24 protein-coding genes, 4 tRNA genes and 1 pseudogene are annotated in these 26,681 nt (G+C 68.8%); 23 read left to right on the top strand and 6 right to left on the bottom strand.

Going from position 1 to position 26,681, the window contains the following annotated elements:
• Positions 1–13 precede the first annotated feature (13 nt).
• Positions 14–502, bottom strand: a complete 489-nt coding sequence (locus ACZ3X1_RS15490) for a YajQ family cyclic di-GMP-binding protein (protein ID WP_356812065.1) — start codon at positions 500–502, stop codon at positions 14–16.
• Between the two features lie 200 nt (positions 503–702).
• On the opposite strand from ACZ3X1_RS15490, the gene ACZ3X1_RS15485 reads away from it, so the two are divergent.
• Positions 703–784, top strand: a tRNA-Tyr gene (locus ACZ3X1_RS15485).
• A 52-nt stretch (positions 785–836) separates the two neighbouring features.
• On the opposite strand, the gene ACZ3X1_RS15480 is transcribed toward ACZ3X1_RS15485, so the two are convergent.
• Entirely contained in the window at positions 837–1,334 is a 498-nt protein-coding gene (locus ACZ3X1_RS15480; RefSeq protein WP_467280053.1) for a DUF6313 family protein, read from the bottom strand.
• A 29-nt stretch (positions 1,335–1,363) separates the two neighbouring features.
• Here ACZ3X1_RS15480 and ACZ3X1_RS15475 point away from each other — a divergent pair, with 29 nt between their 5' ends.
• A complete protein-coding gene (locus tag ACZ3X1_RS15475; RefSeq protein ID WP_467279976.1) occupies positions 1,364–1,804 on the top strand; it encodes a DUF3574 domain-containing protein in 441 nt (146 codons plus the stop codon).
• Positions 1,805–1,851: 47 nt separating this feature from the next.
• Here ACZ3X1_RS15475 and ACZ3X1_RS15470 read toward each other — a convergent pair whose 3' ends face one another.
• Positions 1,852–2,508, bottom strand: a complete 657-nt coding sequence (locus ACZ3X1_RS15470) for an SDR family oxidoreductase (RefSeq protein WP_356812069.1) — start codon at positions 2,506–2,508, stop codon at positions 1,852–1,854.
• A 97-nt stretch (positions 2,509–2,605) separates the two neighbouring features.
• Positions 2,606–3,868 (bottom strand): amidohydrolase family protein, encoded by a 1,263-nt coding sequence (locus ACZ3X1_RS15465; protein WP_467279975.1) that lies wholly within the window; start codon positions 3,866–3,868, stop codon positions 2,606–2,608.
• Between the two features lie 402 nt (positions 3,869–4,270).
• Between ACZ3X1_RS15465 and ACZ3X1_RS15460 the strand changes: the two genes are divergently transcribed.
• From ACZ3X1_RS15460 to ACZ3X1_RS15415, 10 genes and pseudogenes are all read left to right on the top strand, one after another.
• Positions 4,271–4,343, top strand: a tRNA-Thr gene (locus ACZ3X1_RS15460).
• A gap of 48 nt (positions 4,344–4,391) precedes the next feature.
• Positions 4,392–4,464, top strand: a tRNA-Met gene (locus tag ACZ3X1_RS15455).
• 88 nt (positions 4,465–4,552) lie between these two features.
• Positions 4,553–4,717 (top strand): 50S ribosomal protein L33, encoded by a 165-nt coding sequence (gene rpmG / locus ACZ3X1_RS15450; protein WP_007265873.1) that lies wholly within the window; start codon positions 4,553–4,555, stop codon positions 4,715–4,717.
• Between the two features lie 140 nt (positions 4,718–4,857).
• Entirely contained in the window at positions 4,858–5,310 is a 453-nt protein-coding gene (locus ACZ3X1_RS15445) for a MaoC family dehydratase N-terminal domain-containing protein (protein ID WP_356812072.1), read from the top strand.
• Position 5,311: 1 nt separating this feature from the next.
• Positions 5,312–5,740: a MaoC family dehydratase gene (locus ACZ3X1_RS15440; protein ID WP_356812073.1), complete on the top strand. Its 429-nt coding sequence runs from the start codon at positions 5,312–5,314 to the stop codon at positions 5,738–5,740.
• Between the two features lie 308 nt (positions 5,741–6,048).
• On the top strand, positions 6,049–6,618 hold the full coding sequence (locus tag ACZ3X1_RS15435; RefSeq protein WP_467279974.1) for a TetR/AcrR family transcriptional regulator: 570 nt from the start codon (positions 6,049–6,051) through the stop codon (positions 6,616–6,618).
• Between the two features lie 77 nt (positions 6,619–6,695).
• Complete coding sequence (locus ACZ3X1_RS15430) at positions 6,696–8,144, top strand: DHA2 family efflux MFS transporter permease subunit (RefSeq protein WP_467279973.1); 1,449 nt, start codon at positions 6,696–6,698, stop codon at positions 8,142–8,144.
• Between the two features lie 128 nt (positions 8,145–8,272).
• Entirely contained in the window at positions 8,273–8,671 is a 399-nt protein-coding gene (locus ACZ3X1_RS15425; protein ID WP_356811252.1) for a DUF3291 domain-containing protein, read from the top strand.
• Positions 8,672–8,735: 64 nt separating this feature from the next.
• Positions 8,736–9,806, top strand: a pseudogene (locus tag ACZ3X1_RS15420) (UDP-N-acetylmuramate dehydrogenase); the annotation flags it as partial.
• A gap of 61 nt (positions 9,807–9,867) precedes the next feature.
• A complete protein-coding gene (locus ACZ3X1_RS15415) occupies positions 9,868–10,239 on the top strand; it encodes a hypothetical protein (protein WP_234308926.1) in 372 nt (123 codons plus the stop codon).
• Here ACZ3X1_RS15415 and ACZ3X1_RS15410 read toward each other — a convergent pair.
• Entirely contained in the window at positions 10,229–11,248 is a 1,020-nt protein-coding gene (locus ACZ3X1_RS15410; protein ID WP_362625036.1) for an adenosine deaminase, read from the bottom strand. The genes ACZ3X1_RS15415 and ACZ3X1_RS15410 overlap by 11 nt on opposite strands.
• A gap of 220 nt (positions 11,249–11,468) precedes the next feature.
• Positions 11,469–12,695: a pyridoxal phosphate-dependent aminotransferase gene (locus ACZ3X1_RS15405; protein WP_356811250.1), complete on the bottom strand. Its 1,227-nt coding sequence runs from the start codon at positions 12,693–12,695 to the stop codon at positions 11,469–11,471.
• Positions 12,696–12,888: 193 nt separating this feature from the next.
• Between ACZ3X1_RS15405 and ACZ3X1_RS15400 the strand changes: the two genes are divergently transcribed.
• The 11 genes from ACZ3X1_RS15400 to ACZ3X1_RS15350 all read left to right on the top strand — a co-directional run bounded on the left by ACZ3X1_RS15400 (position 12,889) and on the right by ACZ3X1_RS15350 (position 26,609).
• A tRNA-Trp gene (locus ACZ3X1_RS15400) sits at positions 12,889–12,961 on the top strand.
• Positions 12,962–13,067: 106 nt separating this feature from the next.
• Complete coding sequence (gene secE, locus ACZ3X1_RS15395; protein ID WP_030825982.1) at positions 13,068–13,349, top strand: preprotein translocase subunit SecE; 282 nt, start codon at positions 13,068–13,070, stop codon at positions 13,347–13,349.
• 82 nt (positions 13,350–13,431) lie between these two features.
• Positions 13,432–14,310: a transcription termination/antitermination protein NusG gene (gene nusG / locus ACZ3X1_RS15390; RefSeq protein WP_356811249.1), complete on the top strand. Its 879-nt coding sequence runs from the start codon at positions 13,432–13,434 to the stop codon at positions 14,308–14,310.
• 184 nt (positions 14,311–14,494) lie between these two features.
• A complete protein-coding gene (rplK, locus tag ACZ3X1_RS15385) occupies positions 14,495–14,929 on the top strand; it encodes a 50S ribosomal protein L11 (protein ID WP_030026644.1) in 435 nt (144 codons plus the stop codon).
• Between the two features lie 88 nt (positions 14,930–15,017).
• A complete protein-coding gene (gene rplA / locus ACZ3X1_RS15380) occupies positions 15,018–15,746 on the top strand; it encodes a 50S ribosomal protein L1 (RefSeq protein WP_356811248.1) in 729 nt (242 codons plus the stop codon).
• 189 nt (positions 15,747–15,935) lie between these two features.
• Positions 15,936–16,304, top strand: a complete 369-nt coding sequence (locus ACZ3X1_RS15375; RefSeq protein ID WP_467279972.1) for an SCO4651 family lipoprotein — start codon at positions 15,936–15,938, stop codon at positions 16,302–16,304.
• 65 nt (positions 16,305–16,369) lie between these two features.
• On the top strand, positions 16,370–17,275 hold the full coding sequence (locus ACZ3X1_RS15370; protein WP_467279971.1) for an SCO4651 family lipoprotein: 906 nt from the start codon (positions 16,370–16,372) through the stop codon (positions 17,273–17,275).
• A gap of 258 nt (positions 17,276–17,533) precedes the next feature.
• Complete coding sequence (rplJ, locus tag ACZ3X1_RS15365) at positions 17,534–18,064, top strand: 50S ribosomal protein L10 (protein ID WP_030653597.1); 531 nt, start codon at positions 17,534–17,536, stop codon at positions 18,062–18,064.
• Positions 18,065–18,175: 111 nt separating this feature from the next.
• Complete coding sequence (gene rplL / locus ACZ3X1_RS15360) at positions 18,176–18,559, top strand: 50S ribosomal protein L7/L12 (RefSeq protein ID WP_031152699.1); 384 nt, start codon at positions 18,176–18,178, stop codon at positions 18,557–18,559.
• 566 nt (positions 18,560–19,125) lie between these two features.
• Entirely contained in the window at positions 19,126–22,608 is a 3,483-nt protein-coding gene (rpoB, locus tag ACZ3X1_RS15355; protein WP_030026653.1) for a DNA-directed RNA polymerase subunit beta, read from the top strand.
• Positions 22,609–22,709: 101 nt separating this feature from the next.
• Complete coding sequence (locus ACZ3X1_RS15350; protein WP_356811245.1) at positions 22,710–26,609, top strand: DNA-directed RNA polymerase subunit beta'; 3,900 nt, start codon at positions 22,710–22,712, stop codon at positions 26,607–26,609.
• The last annotated feature ends 72 nt before the right edge of the window (positions 26,610–26,681 follow it).

Below are 26,681 nucleotides of genomic sequence, written 5' to 3'. Positions count from 1 at the left end.
TCGAGGACCCGGGTCAGCGGTAGTTCACGAACTGGATCGCGAACTCCAGGTCCTTGCCCTTGAGGAGGGCCTGGACGGCCTGGAGGTCGTCGCGGCTCTTGGAGCTGACGCGCAGCTCGTCGCCCTGGACCTGGGCCTTGACGCCCTTCGGACCCTCGTCCCGGATGATCTTCGCGACCTTCTTGGCGTTCTCCTGGGAGATGCCCTCCTCGATCGTGGCGAAGATCTTGTACTCCTTGCCGGACAGCTGCGGCTCACCGGCGTCCAGCGCCTTGAGCGAGATCCCGCGCTTGACCAGCTTGGTCTCGAAGACGTCGAGGACGGCCTTGACGCGCTCCTCGGAGTTCGCCTCCATCAGGATCTTCTCGCCGGACCAGGCGATGGTGGCGCCGGTGCCCTTGAAGTCGTAGCGCTGCGAGAGCTCCTTGGCGGCCTGGTTGAGGGCGTTGTCGACCTCCTGCCGCTCGACCTTCGAGACGATGTCGAAACTGGAGTCGGCCATGTGCTGTGGCTCCTTGAAGTCGATTGCGATCACCCCGGAGGGCGCGGCCGGACATCCCCGGACCGCTCGGCAAAGCCTAGCCACCGCACGCACCCACGGCGCTGATCAATCCGGTGGCGAAGCACCCCCGGTCATCAGGTATCGTTTACGTCGTTGCCAGGGAGAACCGCGGACACGCGGCCTCGAAGGCGACATCCCATGGCGGTGTGCCCGAGTGGCCAATGGGAGCGGACTGTAAATCCGTCGGCTTAGCCTACCCAGGTTCGAATCCTGGCGCCGCCACGCGATAGAGATGGCCCTTGATCTGCGGAAACGTGATCAAGGGTCATTTCGTTTATGCGGGCCGGAGCGGCGTGCGGGCTCGCCCCACGCCGCGGACTCCGCGGGTCCTCCGCCAGTCACTGCTGCGGGGTCGCCCCGGACGGCCCGTCGGGCCGCGAAGGGCCGTGGGGGTGGTCGGGTCGTTACGGTGTGCTACCCGGACCCACCCGTCCACGAAGTCCTGTCGCGCGTACGAGCCGTGGAAGTAGGAGCTCAGGTTGTCGATCAGGCCCGGTGGCCGGAGGCGTTGCGTCAGCTTCCGCTGCTGGAAGAGCGTGTTGGTGGAGATCGACTTCACGCGGCTGATGCGTTCGGCGATCACGTGGCCGGCGAAGCCACCGACGATCGCCGGGACGAGTTGATCAACATGCGCCCCCGTTCGGCTGGTACGGCCAGCTGCCCGCTGTACGGACAACTCGCTTGCTCCGTGCCGAGATTGTGCCGCAGTGAGGTGGCTGAAGGGGATGCTTTTGCCGCAGGGGAGCCGGCGCCGGCCCCACCGTCGGCGCATCGTCGGGGGCCCGCGGTCGTTCTCCGGGGGTGAAATGGACATCTGACACGCGGGGGAAGGTCGGCGGCGGGGTACTCATCGCCCTGCTCGGCGCGGGGATTCCGGCTCTGATGGGAGCCGCCCTGCATACGGACGTGGGCGAGCCCTACCGGGAGACCCGGCTGTACTTCGGCACCGAACGGACCGACGGCGGGGGGCCGGTCGTCGAGCGGGAGTTCATGCGGTTCCTGGACCAGGAGATCACCCCCGCCTTCCCCGAGGGGCTGACCCTCCACGACGGGTACGGCCAGTGGCGCGGCGAGAACGGCAAGATCGTCCGCGAGACGTCCTACGAAGTGGTCCTGCTGTACCCGGAGAAGGACGCCGACGACCGCAGCGGGCGCATCGAACGCATCCGCGACGCGTACGAGAGCCGCTACCAGCAGGACTCGGTCGGACGCTCCGACGACAAGGTGGAAGCGCAGTTCTGAGCCGTCGGCGGGGAGGCCGGCCCGGAGCCGGCCTGCCCGCCGGGCCGTCAGTTGCCCGCCACGTCCTTCACGGCCACCTCGACCGGGGTCGAGCCGGAGATCAGCTCCAGGGTCAGGCCCGCCGTCGCGGGTGTCTCCACCAGCTCGGCCAGCACCGCCGCCACGTCGTCGCGCGGGACGGCCCCCCGACCCGTGCGCACCTCCAGGCGGACCTGCCCCTTGCCTGCGTCGTCGAGCAGCGAGCCCGGGCGCAGGACCGTCCACTCCAGGCCCAGCCGGGTCCGGACGTGGTCGTCGGCCTCACCCTTCGCCCGCAGATAGACGTCGAACACCTCGTCGCCCTCGTGATGGGCGTCGGCGCCCATCGAAGAGACCATCAGGAAGCGGCGCACCCGGGCCCGTTCGGCCGCGTCGGCGAACAGCACCGCCGCGCCCCGGTCCACCGTGTCCTTGCGTGCGGCACCGCTGCCGGGGCCGGCGCCCGCCGCGAACACCGCCACGTCCGCACCCTGCAGGATCCCCGCCACATGCTCCACCGTGGCCGACTCCAGATCGCAGAGCACCGGTTCGGCGCCCGCCTCCCTGAGGTCGTCGCCCTGCTCCGGATCGCGGATGATGCCCGCGACCTCGTACCCGCGCGCGGCGAGCAGGCGCTCCAGCCGCAGCGCGATCCGACCGTGTCCACCCGCGATGACGATGCGCATGCCCCGACGGTACGACGAGCCGGGCGCCCCCGCCCTGGGAAGACACCCCCCGGGGGGTGTCGCGCCGATCACGCCCGGTCCGTCGGCAAGGCACCCACTAGGGGCCGGACTCCGTACGGCCCTGCCGGGGCAGGTCCAGGGCCACCGCGACGGCGGAGTCGCAGTACTCCCGTACGGCGCTCGTACGGGCCACCACCCGCCCGCGGTGGACCACGATCCGGCTGTACGCGAGGGACAGCACGCCCGCGATCCTGTCCCCGCGCACGGCGAGCAGCTCCGCGGGGAAGCCGGCCTCCACGCGCACCTCCGGCAGGCCCATGGCCTCGCGGGCGCAGGCGCTGACGCAGTCGTAGGCCTCGCCGGGGCGCAGGCCGCCCTGGGAGGCCAGCAGGTACGCGGCCTCCAGCGGGTCGCCCCGGCCGACCGGGTTCCCGGCGTCCCGAAGCGCCCCGCTGCCCGCCGCGACCCGTACGCCGGCGCCCCGCAGCAGCCGTACGGGGGCGGCGCGCAGGCCGCGGCGTTCCAGGGCCGCGCAGTCGCCCTGGGGCAGGCAGGTCACCCTTACGCCGGCCGCGGCCAGCTGGTCGGCGGCGCGGGCGGCCGCGTCCAGCGGGAGCCGGGACAGGCCCCCGCAGGGGCCGATGGTCACCCCGGGCCGCAGACCGCCCGCCATCGCCGCGAGCCGGGCCAGGCGGGCCGGGTCGTCACCGTCCGTGTGCAGGTCCACGGGGCATCCGTGCTCGTCGGCGAGCTCCAGGACGGCTTCGAGGAAGCCCGTCGGGTCCGGATCCAGGTCCGGGCAGCCGCCGATCACCGAGGCGCCCATCTTCACCGCGTCCCGCAGCATGGCGAGTCCCTCCGCCCCGGCCACCCCGGTCAGCAGCCGGGGGACGGCCACCGCGGTCAGGTCCGTGAGCCCGCGCAGGGAACGCCGGGCCTGGAGCACGGCCTCCATGGGGCCGAGACCGTACATGTCGCCGATGCGCACGTGGGAGCGCATGGCGGTCGCGCCGTGCCCGAGCTGGAGCAGTGCCGCTTCGGTGGCCCGGCGCTGCACCTCGTCGGGCGCGTACGAGACGGGCCCGTCGCCGTCGGCGGTCAGCGCGGTGTCCCCGTGGGCGTGGGGCTCGGCGGGGGCGGGAAGCAGCAGGTAGCCGCTGAGGTCGACCCGGGACAGCACGGAGGAGGAGAGGCTGCCCGTGGTTCCGACGGCCTGGATCCGGCCGCCGCCGAGGCGGACGTCGACGGTACGGCCGTCCGTGAGGCGGGCCCCGGCGAGGAGCAGGGTGGTGGCCTCGGCGGCGGCCGCGCTGCCGCTGCGGCGGGACGGGGACGGCTGCTGCGGCTGGCTGTCGGACATCGCGCTCCTGCGGTGGCTCGGGCGGTTCCTGGGGCCGTGGCCGCGGCCCGCGGCCCGTGGCCCAAGATCACGCAGCGTGGTCAGAGCCTAGGGCGCGGTGCACTCCGCTTCACGGAAGAGGGCAATAGTCGTACCGGTGTGGTGCCCGGCGGCCGCGCCCGCGCGTGCGCCCCCGTACTGCCCGCCGCCGTCCCCGCCGTCCCCGCCGTCCGCGTCGTCCGTGCCGCCCCCGCGGTCCCCGGGGAGCGCGCGCGATGTGTGAGCTCGCACACAAACTTCGGGAGAAGTGGGGTCCCAGTGGCCTGCGGGTTGATCGAGAAGGGCTTCCGAACCCCCTCGGAGCCCTGCTCCCGCAAAGGATTTGGGCGATCGGCGGGCAACCGTGTAATGTCTTCATCGCTCGCCCCAATAGCTCAGTCGGTAGAGCGTCTCCATGGTAAGGAGAAGGTCTGCGGTTCGATTCCGCATTGGGGCTCTGGTGAGAGAGGTTCCCCACCCTCGGGTGGGGAGCTGATCACATCAAAGCGGCGTAGCTCAGTCGGTAGAGCAAGCGGCTCATAATCGCTGTGTCACCGGTTCAAGTCCGGTCGCCGCTACCCACAGTAGCCGATTGCGGGGTCGGTCTCCCGATCGGCTACTCTTTTATGCGTTCATCCGTCCCATAGTCCGTCAAGGAGCACTCACGTGGCTGCCACCGACGTCCGCCCGAAGATCACGCTGGCCTGCGTGGAGTGCAAGGAGCGGAACTACATCACCAAGAAGAACCGGCGTAACAACCCGGACCGCATGGAGATGAAGAAGCACTGCCCGCGCTGCAACTCGCACACCGCGCACCGCGAGACCCGCTGACCCCAGCGAAGTCTCGAATAACAGGCACCGTCATGAGGTCGTCCCCTTCATTGGGGGCGGCCTCGTGTCGTTTTCACACCCGATCTCTCCAGTCTTTGTCCCTGTGTGTTTCGTGTCCCTTCAACAGGAGGTAGTGAGTCATGGCTCTCGACCAGTCCTTCGTGGGGCGGAGCTACCCGCCCACCGATCCGTACGAGGTCGGCCGGGAGAAGATCCGCGAATTCGCGGTCGCTGTGGGTGACGCCAATCCCGTCTACACCGACCCCGAAGCGGCGAAGGCCTACGGCCACTCGGATGTGATCGCTCCGCCGACTTTCGTGTTCGCCATCACATTCAAGGCGGCCGGCGATGTCGTCCAGGACCCGCAGCTGGGCCTGGACTACAGCCGCGTCGTCCACGGCGACCAGAAGTTCGCGTACTCCCGCCCGGTGCGTGCCGGTGACCGTCTGTCGGTGACCTCCACCATCGAGGCCGTGAAGTCGCTCGCGGGCAACGACATCATCGATGTCCGCGGCGAGGTCCACGACGAGACCGGCGAGCACGTGGTGACGGCGTGGACGAAGCTCGTCTCCCGCGCCCCCGAGGAGGCCTGACATGGCAGCGCAGATCAAGTACTCCGACGTCGAGGTCGGCACCGAGCTGCCCGCGGCGTCCTTCCCCGTGACCCGCGCCTCGCTCGTCCAGTACGCCGGCGCCTCGGGCGACTTCAACCCGATCCACTGGAACGAGAAGTTCGCCAAGGAGGTCGGGCTGCCGGACGTCATCGCCCACGGCATGTTCACCATGGCCGAGGCGATCCGCGTGGTCACCGACTGGGTGGGCGACCCGGGCGCGGTGGTCGAGTACGGCGTGCGCTTCACTAAGCCCGTCGTGGTCCCGAACGACGACCAGGGCGGCCTGATCGAGGTCACCGCCAAGGTCGCGGCGAAGCTGGACGACAACCGGGTGCGGGTCGACCTGACCGCCATGAGCGCGGGCCAGAAGGTCCTCGGCATGTCCCGCGCGGTGGTCGCGCTCGCCTGAGGAGTGTGAAGGCCTGAACGTCAGGGCCTGAACGAGTGCGGGCCCGGGCGTGCGAGGGTGCGGTGTGCCCGCCCCCTCGGCACCCGGCCCGGCCGCCGGCCTTCCGGCCCGGCCTTCCGGCCCGGCCTTCCGGCCCGGCCTTCCGGCCCGGCCTTCCGGCCCGGCCTTCCGGCCCGGCCTTCCGGCCCGGCCGCCGGCCTTCCGGCCCGGCGGCGCGCCCCCTCGGCTCGGCCATGCCCCGGCCGCTGCTTCGCAGAGCGCCACGACGGCCCTTGACGAAGTTAGTGATTGAGTACTAACTTCGCCGTATGGCAAGGATGAGCGCAGAAGAGCGACGCGAGAGCGTCATTCGTGCGGCGGTGCACGAGTTCGCCCGGGGCGGATACCACGGGACCTCCACCGAGGCGATCGCCAAGCGGGTGGGTGTCTCCCAGCCGTACCTCTTCCGGCTCTTCCCCAACAAGCAGGCCATCTTCCTGGCCGCGTCCGAGCGCTGCCTGAAGGAGACCCGGGAGCTCTTCGCCTCCGCCGTCGAAGGACTGCACGGCGAGGAGGCCCAGCACGCCATCGCCAACGCGTACACCCGGTTGATCACCGAGGACCCCGACAAGCTCCAGATGCAGCTCCAGATGTACGTCGCCGTGGCCGCGGCCGAGGCGGCCGGCGACCACGAGTTCGGCGAGGTCGTCAGGGCCGGCTGGATGGAACTGTGGGACACCGCCCACCTGCCGCTGGGGGCGGACCCGAACGAGACCACGACCTTCATGGCCTACGGGATGCTGATCAACGTCTTGGCCGCCATGGGCTTCCCGTTCGACCACCGGGTCTGGGAAGGGTTCTACCCGTCGGCCCGCATCACCGGCCGCCTGGAGAGGTGAACGCCAGGGCTCGCCCGGGCGCCTTCCCATGGCCAGGAAAGTTAGTCAGCAATAACTAACAACTCGCAGGGGGAATCATGCACACCCAGGACTCCGGCACCAAGCTCCGAGGGCCCGCCGTGTGGGCCCTCGTCCTCACCGGCGTCGCCAGCTTCATGGCCGCACTCGACAACCTCGTCGTGACCACCGCGCTCCCCGCCATCCGCGCGGACCTCGGCGGCGGGCTGGAGGACCTGGAATGGACGGTGAACGCCTACACGCTCACCTTCGCCGTCCTCCTCATGTTCGGCGCGGCCCTCGGCGACCGCTTCGGCCGCCGCCGGCTGTTCATCGCCGGCCTCGCCGTCTTCACCGGCGCCTCCGCCGCGGCCGCCCTCTCGCCCGGGATCGACGCGCTCATCGCCGCCCGTGCCGTGCAGGGCGTGGGAGCCGCCGTCATGATGCCGCTCACCCTGACCCTCCTCACCGCCGCCGTCCCGGCGGCCCGGCGCGGCATGGCCCTCGGCATCTACGGCGCCGTCACCGGCCTCGCCGTCGCCAGCGGCCCCCTCATCGGCGGCAGCCTCACCGAGCACATCTCCTGGCAGTGGATCTTCTGGCTCAACGTGCCGACAGGACTGGCCCTGATTCCGCTCGCCCGCCTGCGCCTCGCCGAGTCCACCGCCCCGGGCGCCCGCCTCGACGTCCCCGGCACCCTGCTCATCAGCGGCGGCCTCTTCGGCATCGTCTACGCCCTGGTCAACGCCAACTCCGAGGGCTGGACCAGCGCGCCCGTCCTCACCGGCCTGACCCTCGGCTCCGCCCTCGTCGCGGGATTCGTCCTCCACGGCTCCACCCACGCGAACCCGATGCTCCCCATGCGGCTCTTCCGGGACCGCGGCTTCCTGGGGATCAACCTGGCCGGCCTGCTGATGTTCCTCGGCATGTTCGGCTCGATCTTCCTGCTCAGCCAGTTCCTCCAGGGCGTCGCCGGCTACTCGCCCACCGAAGCCGGCCTGCGGATGCTCCCCTGGACCGGCATGCCGATGATCGTGGCCCCGCTGGCCGGGATACTCTCCGACCGCATCGGCGGCCGCCCCGTGGTCGCCGCCGGGCTGGCGTTCCAGGCACTCGGCCTCGGCTGGTTCGCCGCGATCCTCAGCACGGACGTCTCGTACGCCGCGCAGCTGCCGCCGCTGATCCTCAGCGGGATCGGCATGGCCCTCTACTTCGCCCCGGCGGCCAACGTCCTGATGTCCACCGTGCGCCCCGCCGACCAGGGCAAGGCCTCCGGCGCGAACAACGCCCTGCGCGAGCTCGGCGGAGCCCTCGGTGTCGCCGTCCTGGCCTCCGTCTTCTCAGCCCAGGGCGGGTACGAGTCCCCGCAGGCCTTCACCGACGGCACCGTTCCCGCCCTGTGGATCGGCGCCGGAGCGGTCGCGCTCGCCGCCGGGCTGGCCCTCCTCGTGCCCCGCAGGTCCAAGACCGCCCAGGTCCCCGCGGGCCGGACCGCCACCGCACCGGAGAAGGTTCCCGCCGCCGGCTGAGCCCGCCACCCGCCGACCCGGCCCCGGGCGCAGCCCCGTACCGACCCGTATCCGCCCGTACTACCCACCCGTACCGACCCCCGTACGACCGACCGGACCCGCACCCAGGAGCGCAAGGAGAGCACGTCATGCCCGACATCCCCTGGTCCACGCCCACCCCGGCCGACCCCGGCGCAGAGGTCTACGTCATGGCTTCCCGCTTCGAGACCGCCACCCTCACCGGCGCCGTCAGGTTCTTCCTCAAGGCGCCCGGCATCATCCGCCAGATGCGCAAGGCCCCCGGCGCCCACGGCGTCGCCCTCCGGGCCCGCGTCCTTCGCCGCACCTTCCTCACCCTCTCCGCATGGGAGGACCGCGACGCCCTCTACCGCTTCGCCCGCAGCGAGCCCCACCGCACCAGCGCCCGCGCCGCCAGCGCGTACATGAAGGAATCCGCCTTCACCTACTGGACCGTTCCGGCCGCCGAGCTGCCGCTCACCTGGGCCGAGGCCGAGCGCCGCCTCGCCGAGCAGGAGGCGAACCGCTGACCCGGCCGGAACGGGGACGAACGAGGACGGTCCGTGGCCCCGCAGGGATGCGAGGGGCACGGACCGTACTCTTGTCCACGTGCAGGAACTCCACGAAGCCCCCCTCGCCCCGCTGACCACCTTCCGTCTCGGTGGTCCCGCCGCCCGCCTGGTCACCGCGACCACCGACGCCGAGGTCGTCGCCACCGTGCGCGCCGCGGACCGGAGCGGCACCCCGCTCCTGATCATCGGCGGCGGCAGCAACCTGGTCATCGGCGACCAGGGCTTCGACGGAACCGCCCTGCGCATCGCGACCACCGGCTTCACCCTCGACGGCACCGCCCTGGAACTCGCCGCCGGCGAGAACTGGAGCGACGCCGTCGCCCGCACCGTCGATGCCGGCCTCGCCGGCATCGAATGCCTCGCCGGCATCCCCGGTTCGGCCGGTGCCACCCCGATCCAGAACGTCGGGGCGTACGGCCAGGAGGTCTGCGACACCATCACCGAGGTCGTCGCCTACGACCGCACCACCGGCGAAACGGTTACGCTGACCGCCGCCGAGTGCGCCTTCCGGTACCGCAACAGCACCTTCAAGGACCAGCCCGACCGCTACGTCGTCCTGCGCGTGCGCTTCGCCCTGGAGGACGCAGGCGGGCTCTCGGCGCCGATCAAGTACCCCGAGACCGCCCGCGCGCTCGGCGTCGGGGCCGGCGACCGGGTCCCCGCCGCCACCGTCCGCGAGACCGTCCTGCGGCTGCGCGCCGGCAAGGGCATGGTCCTCGACCCCGCCGACCACGACACCTGGTCGGCCGGCTCCTTCTTCCACAACCCGATCCTGACCGACGAGGCCTACGCCGCCTTCCTCGCCCGCGTCCAGGACCGCTTCGGCCCCGACACCGCCCCGCCCGCCTACCCGGCCGGCGAGGGCCGTACGAAGACCAGCGCGGCCTGGCTCATCGACAAGGCCGGCTTCACCAAGGGCTACGGCACCGGGCCCGCGCGCATCTCCACCAAGCACACCCTCGCCCTCACCAACCGCGGCGAGGCCACCACGGAGGACCTCCTCACCCTGGCCCGCGAGGTCGTCGCGGGCGTCCACGCGGCCTTCGGCGTCACCCTCGTCAACGAGCCGGTGACGGTCGGCGTCAGCATCTGAGGAGCCCCGGCCGCCCATGCTCTGTCCCCGTCACGGGGCCGGTACGGACCCCACTCGGCTCGTGGGTCGCACGCTCAGCAGGGTCGTCGCGTCCTGGCACGTCAGTGACGGCGAACGCTCCGAGTCCCCCCTCGACGTCTGGCTGATCGACAGCGTCGGTGACTCCATCCGTATCACCACCGGGTCCGACCAGTGCCTCATCGTCGAGTCCGCCCCGCCCCACGCGCCGTACGACATGGGGGAGTGGGGCCGCATCGAGGTCGGCGAGGACCTCGGCGACCACCCCTTCCTGCGGCACTTGGGCGAGACCGTTTCCTCGGTCGCCGAGTTCGCGCTGCCCGAACAGGGCCGCACCCACCTGGAGATCGGCTTCCCGGACGGCCGCCGCGTCCGCGCCGACTGCTACGAAGGGGACCTGCGGCTCACCCGGTGAGCCAGTGGTCGATCCCGGCCAGCAGCTTGGCCTGCACTTCGTCCGGCGCGGCGCTGCCGCGGACCGACTGGCGGGCCAGCTCGGCGAGCTCCGCGTCCGTGAAGCCGTGGTGGCGGCGGGCGATCTCGTACTGCGCCGCCAGCCGGGACCCGAACAGCAGCGGGTCGTCCGCGCCCAGCGCCATCGGCACCCCGGCCTCGAACAGCCTGCGCAGCGGGACGTCCTCGGGGCGCTCGTACACGCCCAGGGCGACGTTCGACGCGGGGCAGACCTCGCAGGTGATCTGCCGGTCAGCGAGCCGCTTCAGCAGCCGGGGGTCCTCCGCGGCCCGTACGCCGTGCCCGACGCGGGCGGCGTGCAGGTCGTCGAGGCAGTCGCGGACCGAGGAGGGGCCGGCCAGCTCGCCCCCGTGCGGGGCCGCCAGCAGGCCGCCGTCGCGGGCGATCGCGAAGGCCCGGTCGAAATCGCGGGCCATGCCGCGGCGCTCGTCGTTGGAAAGGCCGAAACCGACGACGCCGCGGTCGGCGTAGCGCACGGCGAGGCGGGCCAGGGTGCGCGCGTCGAGGGGGTGCTTCATGCGGTTGGCGGCGATCAGGACCCGCATGCCGAGGCCGGTCTCGCGGGAGGCGGCGTCGACGGCGTCGAGGATGATCTCGACGGCCGGGATCATCCCGCCGAGCAGCGGGGCGTAGGAGGTGGGATCCACCTGGATCTCCAGCCAGCCGCTGCCGTCCCGGACGTCCTCCTCCGCGGCCTCGCGGACCAGGCGCTGGATGTCCTCCGGCTCGCGCAGACAGGAGCGGGCGGCGTCGTAGAGCCGCTGGAAGCGGAACCAGCCGCGCTCATCGGTGGCGCGCAGCTTGGGCGGTTCCCCGGCGGTCAGTGCGTCGGGGAGCCGCACGCCGTACTTGTCGGCGAGTTCCAGGAGGGTCGATGGTCGCATCGACCCGGTGAAGTGCAGGTGGAGGTGGGCCTTCGGCAGAAGCGTGAGATCGCGTGCGTGCTCCATCCGGTGATCCTGCCGTACCGCTGCGCTCGGCGGGAGGGGGTTTTACCGATCGGGGGCTTGCGCGAACGCGTGAGCGGGCGCGGCGCCGCTGCGGGGGAGCTGCCCCCGAGCCCCCGCGCCTCGAACACCGGCGAGGGCGGATGGGGCCCGGCGGGGCCGCAAACGCCTGGGCGGCGGCACCCTCGGGGGTGCCGCCGCCCAGGTCATGCCGCGGGCCGCGTCAGGCCTTGGCCTCGGCCAGGAGCTTCTGGACGCGGGACACGCCCTCGACCAGGTCCTCGTCGCCCAGGGCGTACGACAGGCGCAGGTAGCCCGGGGTGCCGAAGGCCTCGCCCGGGACGACCGCGACCTCGGCCTCGTCCAGGATCAGGGCGGCCAGCTCGACGGAGGTCTGCGGGCGCTTGCCGCGGATCTCCTTGCCGAGGAGCTCCTTGACCGACGGGTACGCGTAGAACGCGCCCTCCGGGGTCGGGCAGAAGACGCCGTCGATCTCGTTCAGCATCCTGACCATCGTCTGGCGGCGGCGGTCGAAGGCCTTGCGCATCTCGGCGACCGCGTCCAGGTTGCCCGAGACGGCGGCCAGCGCGGCGACCTGGGCCACGTTGGAGACGTTGGAGGTGGCGTGCGACTGCAGGTTCGTCGCCGCCTTGACGACGTCCTGCGGGGCGATGACCCAGCCCACGCGCCAGCCGGTCATCGCGTAGGTCTTGGCGACGCCGTTGACGATGATGCACTTGTCGCGCAGGGCCGGCACCAGGACCGGCAGCGAGGTGAACTTCGCGTCGCCGTAGACCAGGTGCTCGTAGATCTCGTCCGTCAGCACCCACAGGCCGTGCTCGGCTGCCCACTCGCCGATCGCCTTCGCGTCGGCCTCGCTGTAGACCGAACCGGTCGGGTTGGACGGGGAGACGAACAGGACGACCTTCGTGCGCTCGGTGCGCGCGGCCTCCAGCTGCTCCACGGAGACCCGGTAGCCGGTGGTCTCGTCGGCGACGACATCGACCGGGACACCGCCGGCGAGACGGATCGACTCCGGGTAGGTGGTCCAGTACGGAGCCGGGACGATGACCTCGTCACCCGGGTCGAGGATGGCCGCGAAGGCCTCGTAGATCGCCTGCTTGCCGCCGTTGGTCACGAGGACCTGCGACGCCTCGACCTCGTAGCCGGAGTCGCGCAGCGTCTTGGCGGCGATGGCGGCCTTCAGCTCCGGCAGACCGCCGGCCGGCGTGTAGCGGTGGTACTTGGGGTTGCGGCAGGCCTCGACCGCGGCCTCGACGATGTAGTCCGGGGTCGGGAAGTCGGGCTCGCCCGCGCCGAAGCCGATCACCGGGCGTCCGGCGGCCTTGAGGGCCTTGGCCTTGGCGTCCACGGCGAGGGTGGCGGACTCGGAAATGGCGCCGATACGGGCGGACACCCGGCGCTCGGAGGAAGGCGTTGCAGAGGTCATACGGGCAATCGTCCCAGACCGCGAAGAGGCGCCGCACACCGTTTCAGTCAACGGACTGGAGCACGTCAGGTCGGGTGCTGTTCGACGTCACGGTCCAGTTCACGTACACTCACCTGTCGTTGGACCTCGCCAGCCGCTGCAAAGCGTGAGCACTCCGTGCACTCGCCCGGATGCGGTAGGTTGGGGGACGCAAAGGGTCGTAGCTCAATTGGTAGAGCACTGGTCTCCAAAACCAGCGGTTGGGGGTTCGAGTCCCTCCGGCCCTGCTCCACACTCCTTCTCGGATGTGTGTGCGCAGGTACGTACTTAGATGCAACGCCGTGCGGCGCAACCGGGCGCGGTACGGCCACGACCCGGATTCAGGTGAGAGACGTGACGGACGCCCTGGGCTCCATCGACATGCCTGACGCCGAGGACGAGACGCGCGAGAAGAAGGCCCGCAAGGGCGGCAAGCGCGGCAAGAAGGGTCCTCTGGGCCGTCTCGCGCTTTTCTACCGCCAGATCGTCGCGGAACTCCGCAAGGTTGTCTGGCCCACTCGCAACCAGCTCACGACGTACACCACCGTGGTGATTGTCTTCGTGGTCATCATGATCGGTCTGGTGACCGTGATTGACTATGGGTTCCAGGAAGCCATCAAGTTCGTCTTCGGCTGATCCCCGCGGAGGGCGGCGCCTTGATGGGTGCCGCCCCTTTTCGCATGTTCCACCACCTTTTTTCCAGGAAGAAGCAGCCACCGTGTCTGACCCGAACCTGAACGCGAGCCACGACTCCGTCGAGTCCGTCGAGGACGAGCTCGACATCGTCGAGGCGGCAGACGCTGTGGACCCCGACGAGGCCGAGCTCGCCGACGTCGAGGCGGGTGAGCCGGCCGAGGAGGCCGCGCTGCACGTCTCCGACGACGAGGCGGACGAGGTCGAGGCCGACACCGAGCTCGAAGAGGCCGCCGACGACGCCGAGATCGCGGAGGAGGCCGAAGAGGCCGAGCCCGCCGAGCCGGTCGACCCGGTCCAGGCCCTGCGCGAGGAGCTGCGCCTCCTCCCCGGCGAGTGGTACGTGATCCACACCTACGCCGGCTACGAGAAGCGCGTGAAGGCCAACCTGGAGCAGCGCGCCGTCTCGCTGAACGTCGAGGAGTTCATCTACCAGGCCGAGGTGCCCGAGGAAGAGATCGTCCAGATCAAGAACGGCGAGCGCAAGAACGTCCGGCAGAACAAGCTGCCCGGCTACGTTCTCGTCCGCATGGATCTGACGAACGAGTCCTGGGGCGTCGTCCGCAACACCCCCGGCGTCACCGGCTTCGTGGGCAACGCGTACGACCCGTACCCGCTGACCCTGGACGAGATCGTCAAGATGCTCGCCCCGGAGGCGCAGGAGAAGGCGGCCAAGGCCGCCGCGGAAGAGGCCGGCCTGCCCGCGCCCGCCGTCAAGCGCACGATCGAGGTCCTGGACTTTGAGGTCGGCGACTCGGTCACCGTCACCGACGGCCCGTTCGCCACGCTGCAGGCGACCATCAACGAGATCAACCCCGACTCGAAGAAGGTCAAGGGCCTCGTCGAGATCTTCGGTCGCGAGACCCCGGTCGAGCTCAGCTTCGACCAGATCCAGAAGAACTGATCCACTCCGCGTGCGTCACGGCTTCTGAGCCCCAGCTTCCGGACAGGTCAGACCACCCCCCAAGGGTGGTCTGACCTGCTCGGTTTTTAGCCCCGCACTGATACCCGTTATCGTGGTGCGGTATGCCTCCATCCGGATGACCGGATCGGCGGCTGAAAACTCTCACTAGGACCCGGAGAGAGCAATGCCTCCCAAGAAGAAGAAGGTCACGGGGCTTATCAAGCTCCAGATCAAGGCCGGTGCGGCCAACCCGGCTCCGCCGGTCGGCCCCGCGCTCGGTCAGCACGGCGTCAACATCATGGAGTTCTGCAAGGCCTACAACGCCGCGACCGAGTCGCAGCGTGGCATGGTCGTGCCGGTGGAGATCACGGTCTACGAGGACCGCACCTTCACCTTCATCACCAAGACTCCGCCGGCGGCGCGCCTCATCCTGAAGCACGCGGGCATCGAGAAGGGCTCCGGCGAGCCCCACAAGACCAAGGTCGCCAAGCTCACGGCCGCCCAGGTCAAGGAGATCGCCGAGCTGAAGATGCCCGACCTGAACGCCAACGACATCGACGCGGCCGTCAAGATCATCGCCGGCACCGCGCGTTCGATGGGCGTCACCGTCGAAGGCTGATCCAGCCACCCCTCTCACCACCAGTGGTAGGACCAAGCGCTGGTCCGCACCACGACTCCATGCCTGAAGCCACAACACAGGAGCAGAAGTGAAGCGCAGCAAGACCCTCCGCGCTGCGGACGCCAAGATCGACCGGGAGAAGCTCTACGCCCCGCTCGAGGCCGTCCGTATCGCCAAGGAGACCTCCTCCACCAAGTTCGACAGCACCGTCGAGATCGCCTTCCGCCTGGGTGTCGACCCGCGTAAGGCCGACCAGATGGTCCGCGGCACCGTGAACCTCCCGCACGGCACCGGCAAGACCGCCCGGGTCCTGGTCTTCGCGACCGGTGACCGTGCTGCGGCCGCGGAAGCCGCCGGCGCCGACATCGTCGGCGACGACGAGCTGATCAACGAGATCGCCAAGGGCAACCGCCTGAACGAGTTCGACGCCGTTGTCGCCACCCCGGACCTCATGGGCAAGGTCGGCCGCCTCGGCCGCGTGCTCGGTCCCCGTGGCCTCATGCCGAACCCGAAGACCGGCACCGTCACGATGGACGTCGCGAAGGCTGTCACCGAGATCAAGGGTGGCAAGATCGAGTTCCGCGTCGACAAGCACTCGAACCTGCACTTCATCATCGGCAAGGTTTCCTTCTCCGACGAGCAGCTCGTCGAGAACTACGGCGCGGCCCTGGACGAGATCCTTCGTCTGAAGCCGTCCGCCGCCAAGGGCCGCTACCTGAAGAAGGCCGCCCTCAGCACCACCATGGGCCCCGGCATCCAGCTGGACCCGAACCGCACCCGGAACCTCCTCGTCGAGGAAGACCCGGCTGCCGTCTGACTTGGCCGAGCCTGACGGCTCACCGAGCGGCTCTACGGGCCTCTCGCCCCCTTCACGGGTGGCGGGGGGCCCGTTGCCGTGTCAAAGGCCACACATCCCCCGGCCGCGGCCATATCGGCGCGCGCCGCGGCGAGGGGGGACCGTAGGCTCAACCTGCAGAACCGATCAAGCAAGGGGTGGGGGACCTCAGTGTCGAACCAGACGAAGACGTACCGGAAGAAGGCCCTCGGCGCCGCGCTGGCGGCCGTCCTGCTCGCGGGCGGCGCCACGGCGTGCGAGAGCGGCAAGAAGGAGGACGCCGGCAAGGCGGCCGCCCCCGCGGCGTCCGCGCAGCCGGGCAGCCCCGCTGGCTACGACATGGACGTCTGGGTGAACAAGGACGGCTACCCGGTCCGCATGAAGGTCGTCATGGGGATGCCGCAGGGAGCCGTGAACGTGGACGCCTCCTACTCGGACTACGGGTCCGCGGCCACCGTCCAGGCACCGCCGGCGAGCGAGACCTTCGACCTCTTCGGCATGCTCAAGGAGCTGGGCGGCCGGCCCGGCGCGGGAGCCTGACCGATTCCGCGCCCATCGGCGACACGCAGGTCAGAACGTAGATGAACGCAGTGGGGGAGAACCAGATGAACAAGGCTGTCCGGACCCGGGCCGCAGCGGCGATCGCCGGCACCGCGCTTCTCGTGGGCGGTCTCACCGCCTGCGGCGGCGGGGCAGAGGGGGGCGAGGGGGCGGACGCCAAGGCGCACGACCCCCGGGAGGCGGTGAAGGCGTCCTACCTGAAGACGGTGGCCGCCAAGTTCGCCAAGGCGGAGCTGTCCACCGTCGGGACCGACGGCAAGACCAGCGGCCAGTCCGGCACGAAGGGCTGGTACCCCTCCAGCCACGACGTGGTCCTGAAGGACGGCGGCGGCAAGCCCGACACCCGCTCGATCATGATGGGCGACACCGTCTACACCCAGCTGGACAAGCCCCTCAAGGGCAAGACCTGGATGCAGATGGACCTGTCCAAGGACGGCAAGCCGGGGGTCCGGCTGAACGAGGACCCGGCCGAGTACCTCGCCATGCTGCTCGGCCAGGACAAGCTCACGCACGTCGGGGCCGGGACGACCGACGGCATCGACGCCCAGCACTACAAGGGCAGCTTCACCAACGCGGACCTGGTCAAGGCGGACGAGTCCACCAAGGTGATGGAGGAGAAGAACCGCCAGTACCTCCGCGAGTCCGTGAAGCACATCACCGCCTTCGAGGTGGACCTGTGGATCGGCAAGGACGGCTACCCGGTCCGCGTCGACAGCTCCAGCACGGACGGCAAGGGCACGACGAAGACCACGGCGAAGTTTTCCGACTTCGGCAAGCCCGCCGCCGTCCAGCCGCCGCCGGCCGACCAGGTCGTCACCTTCGACGCCGTGATGAAGGGCGTCGACGCCGACCTCGAACAGGTCGACAAGGACTTGGCAGAGGCCGACAAGAGCCTGGAAGAGGCCGACAAGACGCTGCGGGACGCGGGGCTGCCCGGCCTGCGCCGCTGACCGGCCGGCTGACCGATTTGCCTCGACCGGAACCCTTCACGTAGTCTTCCCCGGAAGCCAAAGACCGCTGGTCGTTGCCGTGCCCGCAAGGGTTCGGTGGCCGAAGGATCCGCTGGATGCGGACGACCCGCGCAGGTGACTGTGGAAGGTTCCCGGAATTCGTTCCGGTTGAGCCACGCCCTGGCGCCTGCGCCGGGGCGTTTCGTCTTTCAGCCCCTTCTGAGCGGTCCTCATCACCCGGAAGGAGGCGAACGCACCATGCCGACGCCCAACAAGGCTGCATCGGTAGCCGAGCTCAAGGACGCGTTCCAGAGCTCGAACGCCGCCGTGCTGACCGAGTACCGGGGTCTCACCGTCGCGCAGCTCAAGACGCTGCGTCGCTCCCTTGGTGAGAACGCCCAGTACGCCGTGGTGAAGAACACGCTGACCAAGATTGCGGCCAACCAGGCCGGGATCACCGCGCTGGACGAGCACTTCGCTGGTCCGACCGCGGTCGCCTTCATCACCGGTGACCCGGTGGAGTCGGCGAAGAGCCTGCGTGACTTCGCCAAGGACAACCCCAACCTGATCATCAAGGCGGGTGTCCTTGATGGTAAGGCGCTCTCCGCCGATGACATCAAGAAGCTTGCGGACCTCGAGTCCCGCGAGGTTCTGCTCAGCAAGCTGGCCGGCGCGTTCAAGGGCAAGCAGTCCCAGGCTGCCTCGCTCTTCCAGGCGCTGCCGTCGAAGTTCGTCCGCACCGCGGAAGCGCTTCGCGTCAAGCTCGCCGAGCAGGGCGGTGCCGAGTAATTCGGCTCGCGCAGTGATCCGCGCCGCCTAGTGCGCGGGTCGTAGCGGGCCGTTACGCCCGCCTCTATAGACACATCGGCACCTGCCGAATTAGTGGAAGGATCGCCCATCATGGCGAAGCTCTCTCAGGACGACCTCCTCGCCCAGTTCGAGGAGATGACCCTCATCGAGCTCTCCGAGTTCGTGAAGGCCTTCGAGGAGAAGTTCGACGTCACCGCCGCCGCGGCCGTCGCCGTTGCCGGCCCGGCCGGCCCGGGTGCCGTTGTCGAGGCCGAGGAGGAGAAGGACGAGTTCGACGTCATCCTCACCGGTGCCGGCGACAAGAAGATCCAGGTCATCAAGGTCGTGCGCGAGCTGACCTCCCTGGGTCTGAAGGAGGCCAAGGACCTCGTGGACGGCGCCCCGAAGCCGGTCCTCGAGAAGGTCGCCAAGGACGCCGCCGAGAAGGCCGCCGAGGCCCTCAAGGGCGCCGGTGCGGCCGTCGAGGTCAAGTAACACCTCTGAGGCCCTCCTGAGGCCTCATCCAAGGGCGATCACCCGTAAGGGTGGTCGCCCTTTGGCGTACCCGCAGTGCCTGACTTGCCCTGGTCTCGTTGGGGAGTAGGGTGATCATCGTTGCCCCGACGCAGGGTCCGAAGATGATCCGCTCGGAGCAGGGGGCCTTGACGAACGGGACGCGGCGCAGCATTCTCAGACCCGTCGAGAGGTCGACCGCCTCGATCCGAAATCCGAGGCATGGATCGACTACGAAGAGGGCAGTACTGATACGCGCTCTGTGTACGAACGCCACAGCGTTGGACGCAGTTTGAACGACATGGGGAAGGCCTGTTGCCGGTTTCCGGAAACCTGGTCTGGACATCAGTGAGCCGAGTGGCTACACTGACCCTTTGCGCTGCCTGTTAGCTGTTCCCTGCCCGTCGCCAGGGACATGCCCACGCTTGAGCACACTTGATTGATCTGCCCTGATCTGGCCTTTTGGGCCGGAATCGGGGGGCCTGTCTTCTGTGTCTGCTGGGACCGGTACGCGCGTAGTGAGTCCGAGCCCTCGGAAGGACCCCCTCTTGGCCGCCTCGCGCAACGCCTCGACCAATACGAACAACGGTGCCAGCACCGCCCCGCTGCGCATCTCCTTTGCAAAGATCAAGGAGCCCCTCGAGGTTCCGAACCTCCTGGCGCTGCAGACCGAGAGCTTTGACTGGCTGCTCGGCAATGCCGCCTGGAAGTCTCGCGTCGAGTCGGCGCTTGAGAGTGGACAGGACGTCCCCACCAAGTCCGGTCTGGAAGAGATCTTCGAGGAGATCTCGCCGATCGAGGACTTCTCCGGGTCGATGTCGCTGACCTTCCGCGACCACCGTTTCGAGCCGGCGAAGAACTCTGTCGACGAGTGCAAGGAGCGCGACTTCACGTACGCGGCTCCGCTGTTCGTCACTGCCGAGTTCACGAACAACGAGACCGGAGAGATCAAGTCTCAGACGGTCTTCATGGGCGACTTCCCGCTCATGACCAACAAGGGCACCTTCGTCATCAACGGCACCGAGCGTGTCGTCGTGTCGCAGCTTGTCCGTTCCCCCGGTGTCTACTTCGACTCCTCCATCGACAAGACGTCCGACAAGGACATCTTCTCCGCCAAGATCATCCCGTCCCGGGGTGCCTGGCTGGAGATGGAGATCGACAAGCGCGACATGGTCGGTGTCCGCATCGACCGCAAGCGCAAGCAGTCCGTCACCGTCCTCCTGAAGGCTCTCGGCTGGACCACCGAGCAGATCCTCGAGGAGTTCGGCGAGTACGAGTCCATGCGCGCCACCCTGGAGAAGGACCACACCCAGGGTCAGGACGACGCGCTGCTCGACATCTACCGCAAGCTGCGCCCGGGCGAGCCGCCGACCCGTGAGGCCGCTCAGACGCTGCTCGAGAACCTCTACTTCAACCCCAAGCGCTACGACCTCGCCAAGGTCGGCCGCTACAAGGTGAACAAGAAGCTCGGCGCCGACGAGCCGCTCGACGCCGGTGTGCTCACCACCGACGACGTCATCGCCACGATCAAGTACCTGGTCAAGCTGCACGCCGGCGAGACCGAGACGATCGGTGAGTCCGGCCGTTCGATCGTGGTCGAGACCGACGACATCGACCACTTCGGCAACCGTCGTCTGCGCAACGTCGGCGAGCTCATCCAGAACCAGGTCCGCACGGGTCTGGCTCGTATGGAGCGCGTCGTGCGCGAGCGCATGACCACCCAGGACGTCGAGGCGATCACGCCGCAGACCCTGATCAACATCCGGCCGGTCGTCGCCTCCATCAAGGAGTTCTTCGGCACCAGCCAGCTGTCGCAGTTCATGGACCAGAACAACCCGCTCTCGGGCCTGACCCACAAGCGCCGCCTGTCGGCGCTGGGCCCCGGCGGTCTGTCCCGTGAGCGGGCCGGCTTCGAGGTCCGTGACGTCCACCCGTCGCACTACGGCCGCATGTGCCCGATCGAGACCCCCGAAGGCCCGAACATCGGTCTGATCGGCTCGCTCGCGTCCTACGGCCGCGTCAACGCGTTCGGTTTCGTCGAGACCCCGTACCGCAAGGTCATCGACGGTGTCGTCACCGACGAGGTCGACTACCTGACGGCCGACGAGGAAGACCGCTTCGTCATCGCGCAGGCCAACGCGGCCCTGTCCGAGGACATGCGCTTCACCGAGAACCGCGTCCTCGTCCGCCGTCGTGGCGGCGAGATCGACTACATCGCCGGCGGCGACGTCGACTACATGGACGTCTCCCCGCGCCAGATGGTGTCCGTCGCGACCGCGATGATCCCCTTCCTGGAGCACGACGACGCCAACCGTGCCCTCATGGGCGCGAACATGATGCGCCAGGCCGTTCCGCTCATCAAGGCGGAGGCTCCGCTCGTCGGCACCGGCATGGAGTACCGCTGTGCGGTCGACGCCGGTGACTCGATCCGTGCGGAGAAGGACGGTGTCGTCCAGGAGGTCTCGGCCGACTACATCACCGTCGCCAACGACGACGGCACGTACACCACGTACCGCGTCGCCAAGTTCTCCCGCTCGAACCAGGGCACCTCGGTCAACCAGAAGGTCATCGTCAACGAGGGTGACCGGATCGTCGAGTCCCAGGTCCTCGCCGACGGACCGGCGACCGAAGAGGGCGAGATGGCCCTCGGCAAGAACCTGCTCGTCGCGTTCATGCCGTGGGAAGGCCACAACTACGAGGACGCGATCATCCTGTCGCAGCGCCTCGTGCAGGACGACGTCCTCTCCTCGATCCACATCGAGGAGCACGAGGTCGACGCCCGTGACACCAAGCTCGGCCCCGAGGAGATCACCCGGGACATCCCGAACGTCTCCGAGGAGGTCCTCGCGGACCTCGACGAGCGCGGCATCATCCGCATCGGTGCGGACGTCGTCGCCGGTGACATCCTGGTCGGCAAGGTCACGCCGAAGGGTGAGACCGAGCTGACCCCGGAGGAGCGTCTGCTCCGCGCGATCTTCGGTGAGAAGGCCCGCGAGGTGCGTGACACCTCGCTCAAGGTCCCCCACGGTGAGATCGGCAAGGTCATCGGTGTCCGCGTCTTCGACCGCGAGGAGGGCGACGAGCTTCCTCCGGGCGTGAACCAGCTGGTCCGCGTCTACGTCGCCCAGAAGCGCAAGATCACCGACGGTGACAAGCTCGCCGGCCGCCACGGCAACAAGGGTGTCATCTCCAAGATCCTTCCGATCGAGGACATGCCCTTCCTCGAAGACGGCACGCCGGTCGACATCATCCTGAACCCGCTGGGTGTCCCGTCCCGAATGAACCCGGGACAGGTCCTGGAGATCCACCTCGGCTGGCTCGCCAGCCGAGGCTGGGACGTCTCCGGTCTGGGTGAGGAGTGGGCCGAGCGGCTGAAGGCGATCGGTGCCGACCGCGTCGAGCCCGGCACCAACGTCGCCACCCCCGTGTTCGACGGCGCCCGCGAGGACGAGCTCGCCGGCCTGTTCGAGCACACCATCCCGAACCGCGACGGCGACCGCCTGGTCCTCCCGTCCGGCAAGGCGCGCCTGTTCGACGGCCGCTCCGGCGAGCCGTTCCCGGACCCGATCTCGGTCGGGTACATGTACATCCTCAAGCTCCACCACCTGGTCGACGACAAGCTCCACGCCCGTTCGACCGGTCCGTACTCGATGATCACGCAGCAGCCGCTGGGTGGTAAGGCACAGTTCGGTGGCCAGCGATTCGGCGAGATGGAGGTGTGGGCGCTCGAGGCTTACGGTGCCGCCTACGCCCTCCAGGAGCTGCTGACCATCAAGTCCGACGACGTCACCGGCCGCGTGAAGGTCTACGAGGCCATCGTCAAGGGCGAGAACATCCCCGAGCCGGGCATTCCCGAGTCCTTCAAGGTGCTCATCAAGGAAATGCAGTCGCTCTGCCTCAACGTGGAGGTGCTGTCCTCGGACGGCATGTCCATCGAGATGCGCGACACCGACGAGGACGTCTTCCGCGCGGCGGAGGAGCTCGGTATCGACCTGTCCCGGCGCGAGCCGAGCAGCGTCGAAGAGGTCTGACGGGCCTGACGGGGGGCTCACGAACAGAGCCCCCCGTCATCCCCGGGACCGTTCAGACCACTGATCAAGAGACACGACCCCGAAAGAGGGATTGACGCACAGTGCTCGACGTCAACTTCTTCGACGAGCTGCGGATCGGCCTTGCCACCGCGGACGACATCCGAACCTGGTCGCACGGCGAGGTAAAGAAGCCGGAGACCATCAACTACCGCACCCTGAAGCCCGAGAAGGACGGACTCTTCTGCGAGAAGATCTTCGGTCCGACCCGGGACTGGGAGTGCTACTGCGGCAAGTACAAGCGTGTCCGATTCAAGGGCATCATCTGTGAGCGCTGTGGCGTCGAGGTCACGCGCGCCAAGGTGCGCCGTGAGCGGATGGGCCACATCGAGCTTGCCGCTCCCGTTACCCACATCTGGTACTTCAAGGGCGTCCCCTCGCGCCTGGGCTACCTGCTCGACCTCGCGCCGAAGGACCTCGAGAAGGTCATCTACTTCGCCGCGTACATGATCACGTTCGTCGACGACGAGCGCCGCCAGCGCGACCTGCCGTCGCTGGAGGCCCACGTCTCCGTCGAGCGCCAGCAGATCGAGAACCGCCGCGACGCGGACCTCGAAGGCCGGGCCAAGAAGCTCGAGTCCGACCTGGCCGAGCTCGAGGCCGAGGGTGCGAAGGCCGACGTGCGCCGCAAGGTGCGCGAAGGTGCCGAGCGCGAGATGAAGCAGCTCCGTGACCGCGCCCAGCGCGAGATCGACCGCCTCGACGAGGTGTGGGCCCGCTTCAAGAACCTCAAGGTCCAGGACCTCGAGGGCGACGAGCTCCTCTACCGCGAGCTGCGTGACCGCTTCGGCACGTACTTCGACGGCTGCATGGGCGCCGCCGCGCTGCAGAAGCGCCTGGAGTCCTTCGACCTGGAGGAGGAGGCCGAGCGCCTCCGCGAGATCATCCGTACCGGCAAGGGCCAGAAGAAGACCCGTGCGCTCAAGCGCCTCAAGGTCGTCTCCGCGTTCCTGCAGACCAGCAACAAGCCCAAGGGCATGGTTCTGGACTGCGTGCCGGTGATCCCGCCGGACCTGCGTCCGATGGTGCAGCTGGACGGTGGCCGCTTCGCGACCTCCGACCTGAACGACCTGTACCGCCGCGTGATCAACCGCAACAACCGCCTGAAGCGCCTTCTCGACCTCGGTGCCCCCGAGATCATCGTGAACAACGAGAAGCGCATGCTCCAGGAGGCCGTGGACGCCCTCTTCGACAACGGTCGTCGTGGCCGCCCGGTGACGGGCCCCGGCAACCGTCCGCTGAAGTCCCTCAGCGACATGCTGAAGGGCAAGCAGGGTCGATTCCGTCAGAACCTTCTCGGTAAGCGTGTGGACTACTCCGCGCGTTCCGTGATCGTCGTCGGTCCGCAGCTGAAGCTGCACCAGTGCGGTCTGCCCAAGGCCATGGCGCTGGAGCTCTTCAAGCCGTTCGTGATGAAGCGCCTGGTCGACCTGAACCACGCGCAGAACATCAAGTCGGCGAAGCGCATGGTCGAGCGCGGCCGCACGGTCGTGTACGACGTGCTCGAAGAGGTCATCGCCGAGCACCCGGTCCTGCTGAACCGTGCGCCCACCCTGCACCGCCTCGGCATCCAGGCCTTCGAGCCCCAGCTGGTCGAAGGCAAGGCCATCCAGATCCACCCGCTCGTCTGCACCGCGTTCAACGCGGACTTCGACGGTGACCAGATGGCCGTGCACCTGCCGCTCTCCGCGGAGGCGCAGGCCGAGGCCCGCATCCTGATGCTGTCCTCGAACAACATCCTGAAGCCGGCAGACGGTCGTCCCGTCACCATGCCGACCCAGGACATGGTGCTGGGTCTGTTCTTCCTCACCACCGACGGTGAGCTCCGTGACACCAAGGGCGAGGGCCGTGCGTTCGGCTCCACGGCCGAGGCGACCATGGCGTTCGACAACGGCGAGCTCGCGCTCCAGTCGTCCGTCGACATCCGCTTCCCGGTGGGCACCATCCCGCCGCGCGGCTGGGTGCCGCCGGTCGCCGAGGAGGGCGAGCAGGAGTTCCAGCCGGGCGACAGCTTCCGTCTGCGCACCACCCTGGGCCGCGCGCTTTTCAACGAGCTGCTGCCCGAGGACTACCCGTTCGTCGACTACTCGGTGGGCAAGAAGCAGCTCTCCGAGATCGTCAACGACCTGGCGGAGCGCTACCCCAAGGTCATCGTGGCGGCGACGCTCGACAACCTGAAGGCGGCCGGCTTCCACTGGGCGACCCGTTCGGGCGTCACCGTGGCCATCTCCGACGTCGTCGTGCCCGAGGCCAAGAAGGCCATCGTCGCGGGCTACGAGGCACAGGACGAGAAGGTCCAGAAGCAGTACGAGCGCGGTCTGATCACCAAGGACGAGCGCACGCAGGAGCTCATCGCGATCTGGACCAAGGCGACCAACGAGGTTGCCGAGGCGATGAACGCGAACTTCCCCAAGACGAACCCCATCTTCATGATGGTTGACTCGGGTGCCCGAGGAAACATGATGCAGATGCGACAGATCGCCGGTATGCGTGGTCTGGTGTCGAACGCGAAGAACGAGACCATCCCGCGTCCGATCAAGGCGTCCTTCCGTGAGGGCCTCACCGTTCTGGAGTACTTCATCTCCACGCACGGTGCCCGTAAGGGTCTGGCGGACACCGCCCTGCGTACCGCCGACTCGGGTTACCTGACCCGTCGTCTGGTGGACGTCTCGCAGGACGTGATCATCCGCGAGGAGGACTGCGGCACCGAGCGCGGCCTGAAGCTGAAGATCGCCGTTCGCGGCGAGGACGGCGTGCTGCGCAAGGCCGACGACGTCGAGACCTCGATCTACGCCCGCATGCTGGCCGAGGACGTCGTCATCGACGGCAAGGTCATCGCGCCGGCCAACGTCGACCTCGGTGACGTGCTCATCGACGCCCTGGTCGCCAACGGCGTCGAGGAGGTCAAGACCCGCTCGGTCCTGACCTGTGAGTCCGCGGTCGGCACCTGTGCCTTCTGCTACGGACGCTCCCTCGCCACCGGCAAGCTGGTCGACATCGGTGAGGCGGTCGGCATCATCGCCGCCCAGTCCATCGGTGAGCCCGGTACCCAGCTGACGATGCGTACCTTCCACACCGGTGGTGTGGCCGGTGACGACATCACGCAGGGTCTGCCGCGTGTCGTCGAGCTCTTCGAGGCCCGTACCCCGAAGGGTGTCGCCCCGATCTCCGAGGCCGCCGGCCGCGTGCGGATCGAGGAGACCGAGAAGACGAAGAAGATCGTCATCACGCCCGACGACGGCAGCGACGAGACGGCCTTCCCGATCTCGAAGCGCGCCAAGGTCATCGTGCACGAGGGCGACCACGTCGAGGTGGGCCAGAAGCTCACCATGGGTGCCACCAACCCGCACGACGTGCTGCGCATCCTCGGCCAGCGTGCCGTCCAGGTCCACCTGGTCGGCGAAGTCCAGAAGGTCTACAACTCGCAGGGCGTGTCGATCCACGACAAGCACATCGAGATCATCATCCGGCAGATGCTGCGCCGCGTGACGATCATCGAGTCCGGCGACGCGGAGCTCCTGCCGGGCGAGCTGGTCGAGCGGTCGAAGTTCGAGACCGAGAACCGTCGTGTGGTCACCGAGGGCGGTCACCCCGCCTCCGGCCGTCCGCAGCTGATGGGTATCACCAAGGCCTCGCTCGCGACCGAGTCGTGGCTGTCGGCGGCGTCCTTCCAGGAGACGACCAGGGTCCTGACGGACGCGGCGATCAACGCCAAGTCCGACTCCCTGATCGGCCTCAAGGAGAACGTCATCATCGGTAAGCTCATCCCGGCCGGTACGGGCCTCGCCCGCTACCGCAACATCCGGGTGGAGCCCACCGAGGAGGCGAAGGCAGCGATGTACTCGGCCGTCGGCTACGACGACATCGACTACTCGCCCTTCGGCACCGGCTCCGGCCAGGCCGTCCCGCTGGAGGACTACGACTACGGCCCGTACAACGGCTGAGGCTCGTAAGAAGAAGCCCCCCGCCGCTCCGAGAGGAGCGGCGGGGGGCTTCTTTCATTCCCACGGGGGTGT

It is taken from the genome of Streptomyces sp. NPDC023541, assembly GCF_055559995.1.
Note: the sequence above shows the minus strand (reverse complement) of the source record. Positions and strands in the feature narration are given on the sequence as shown.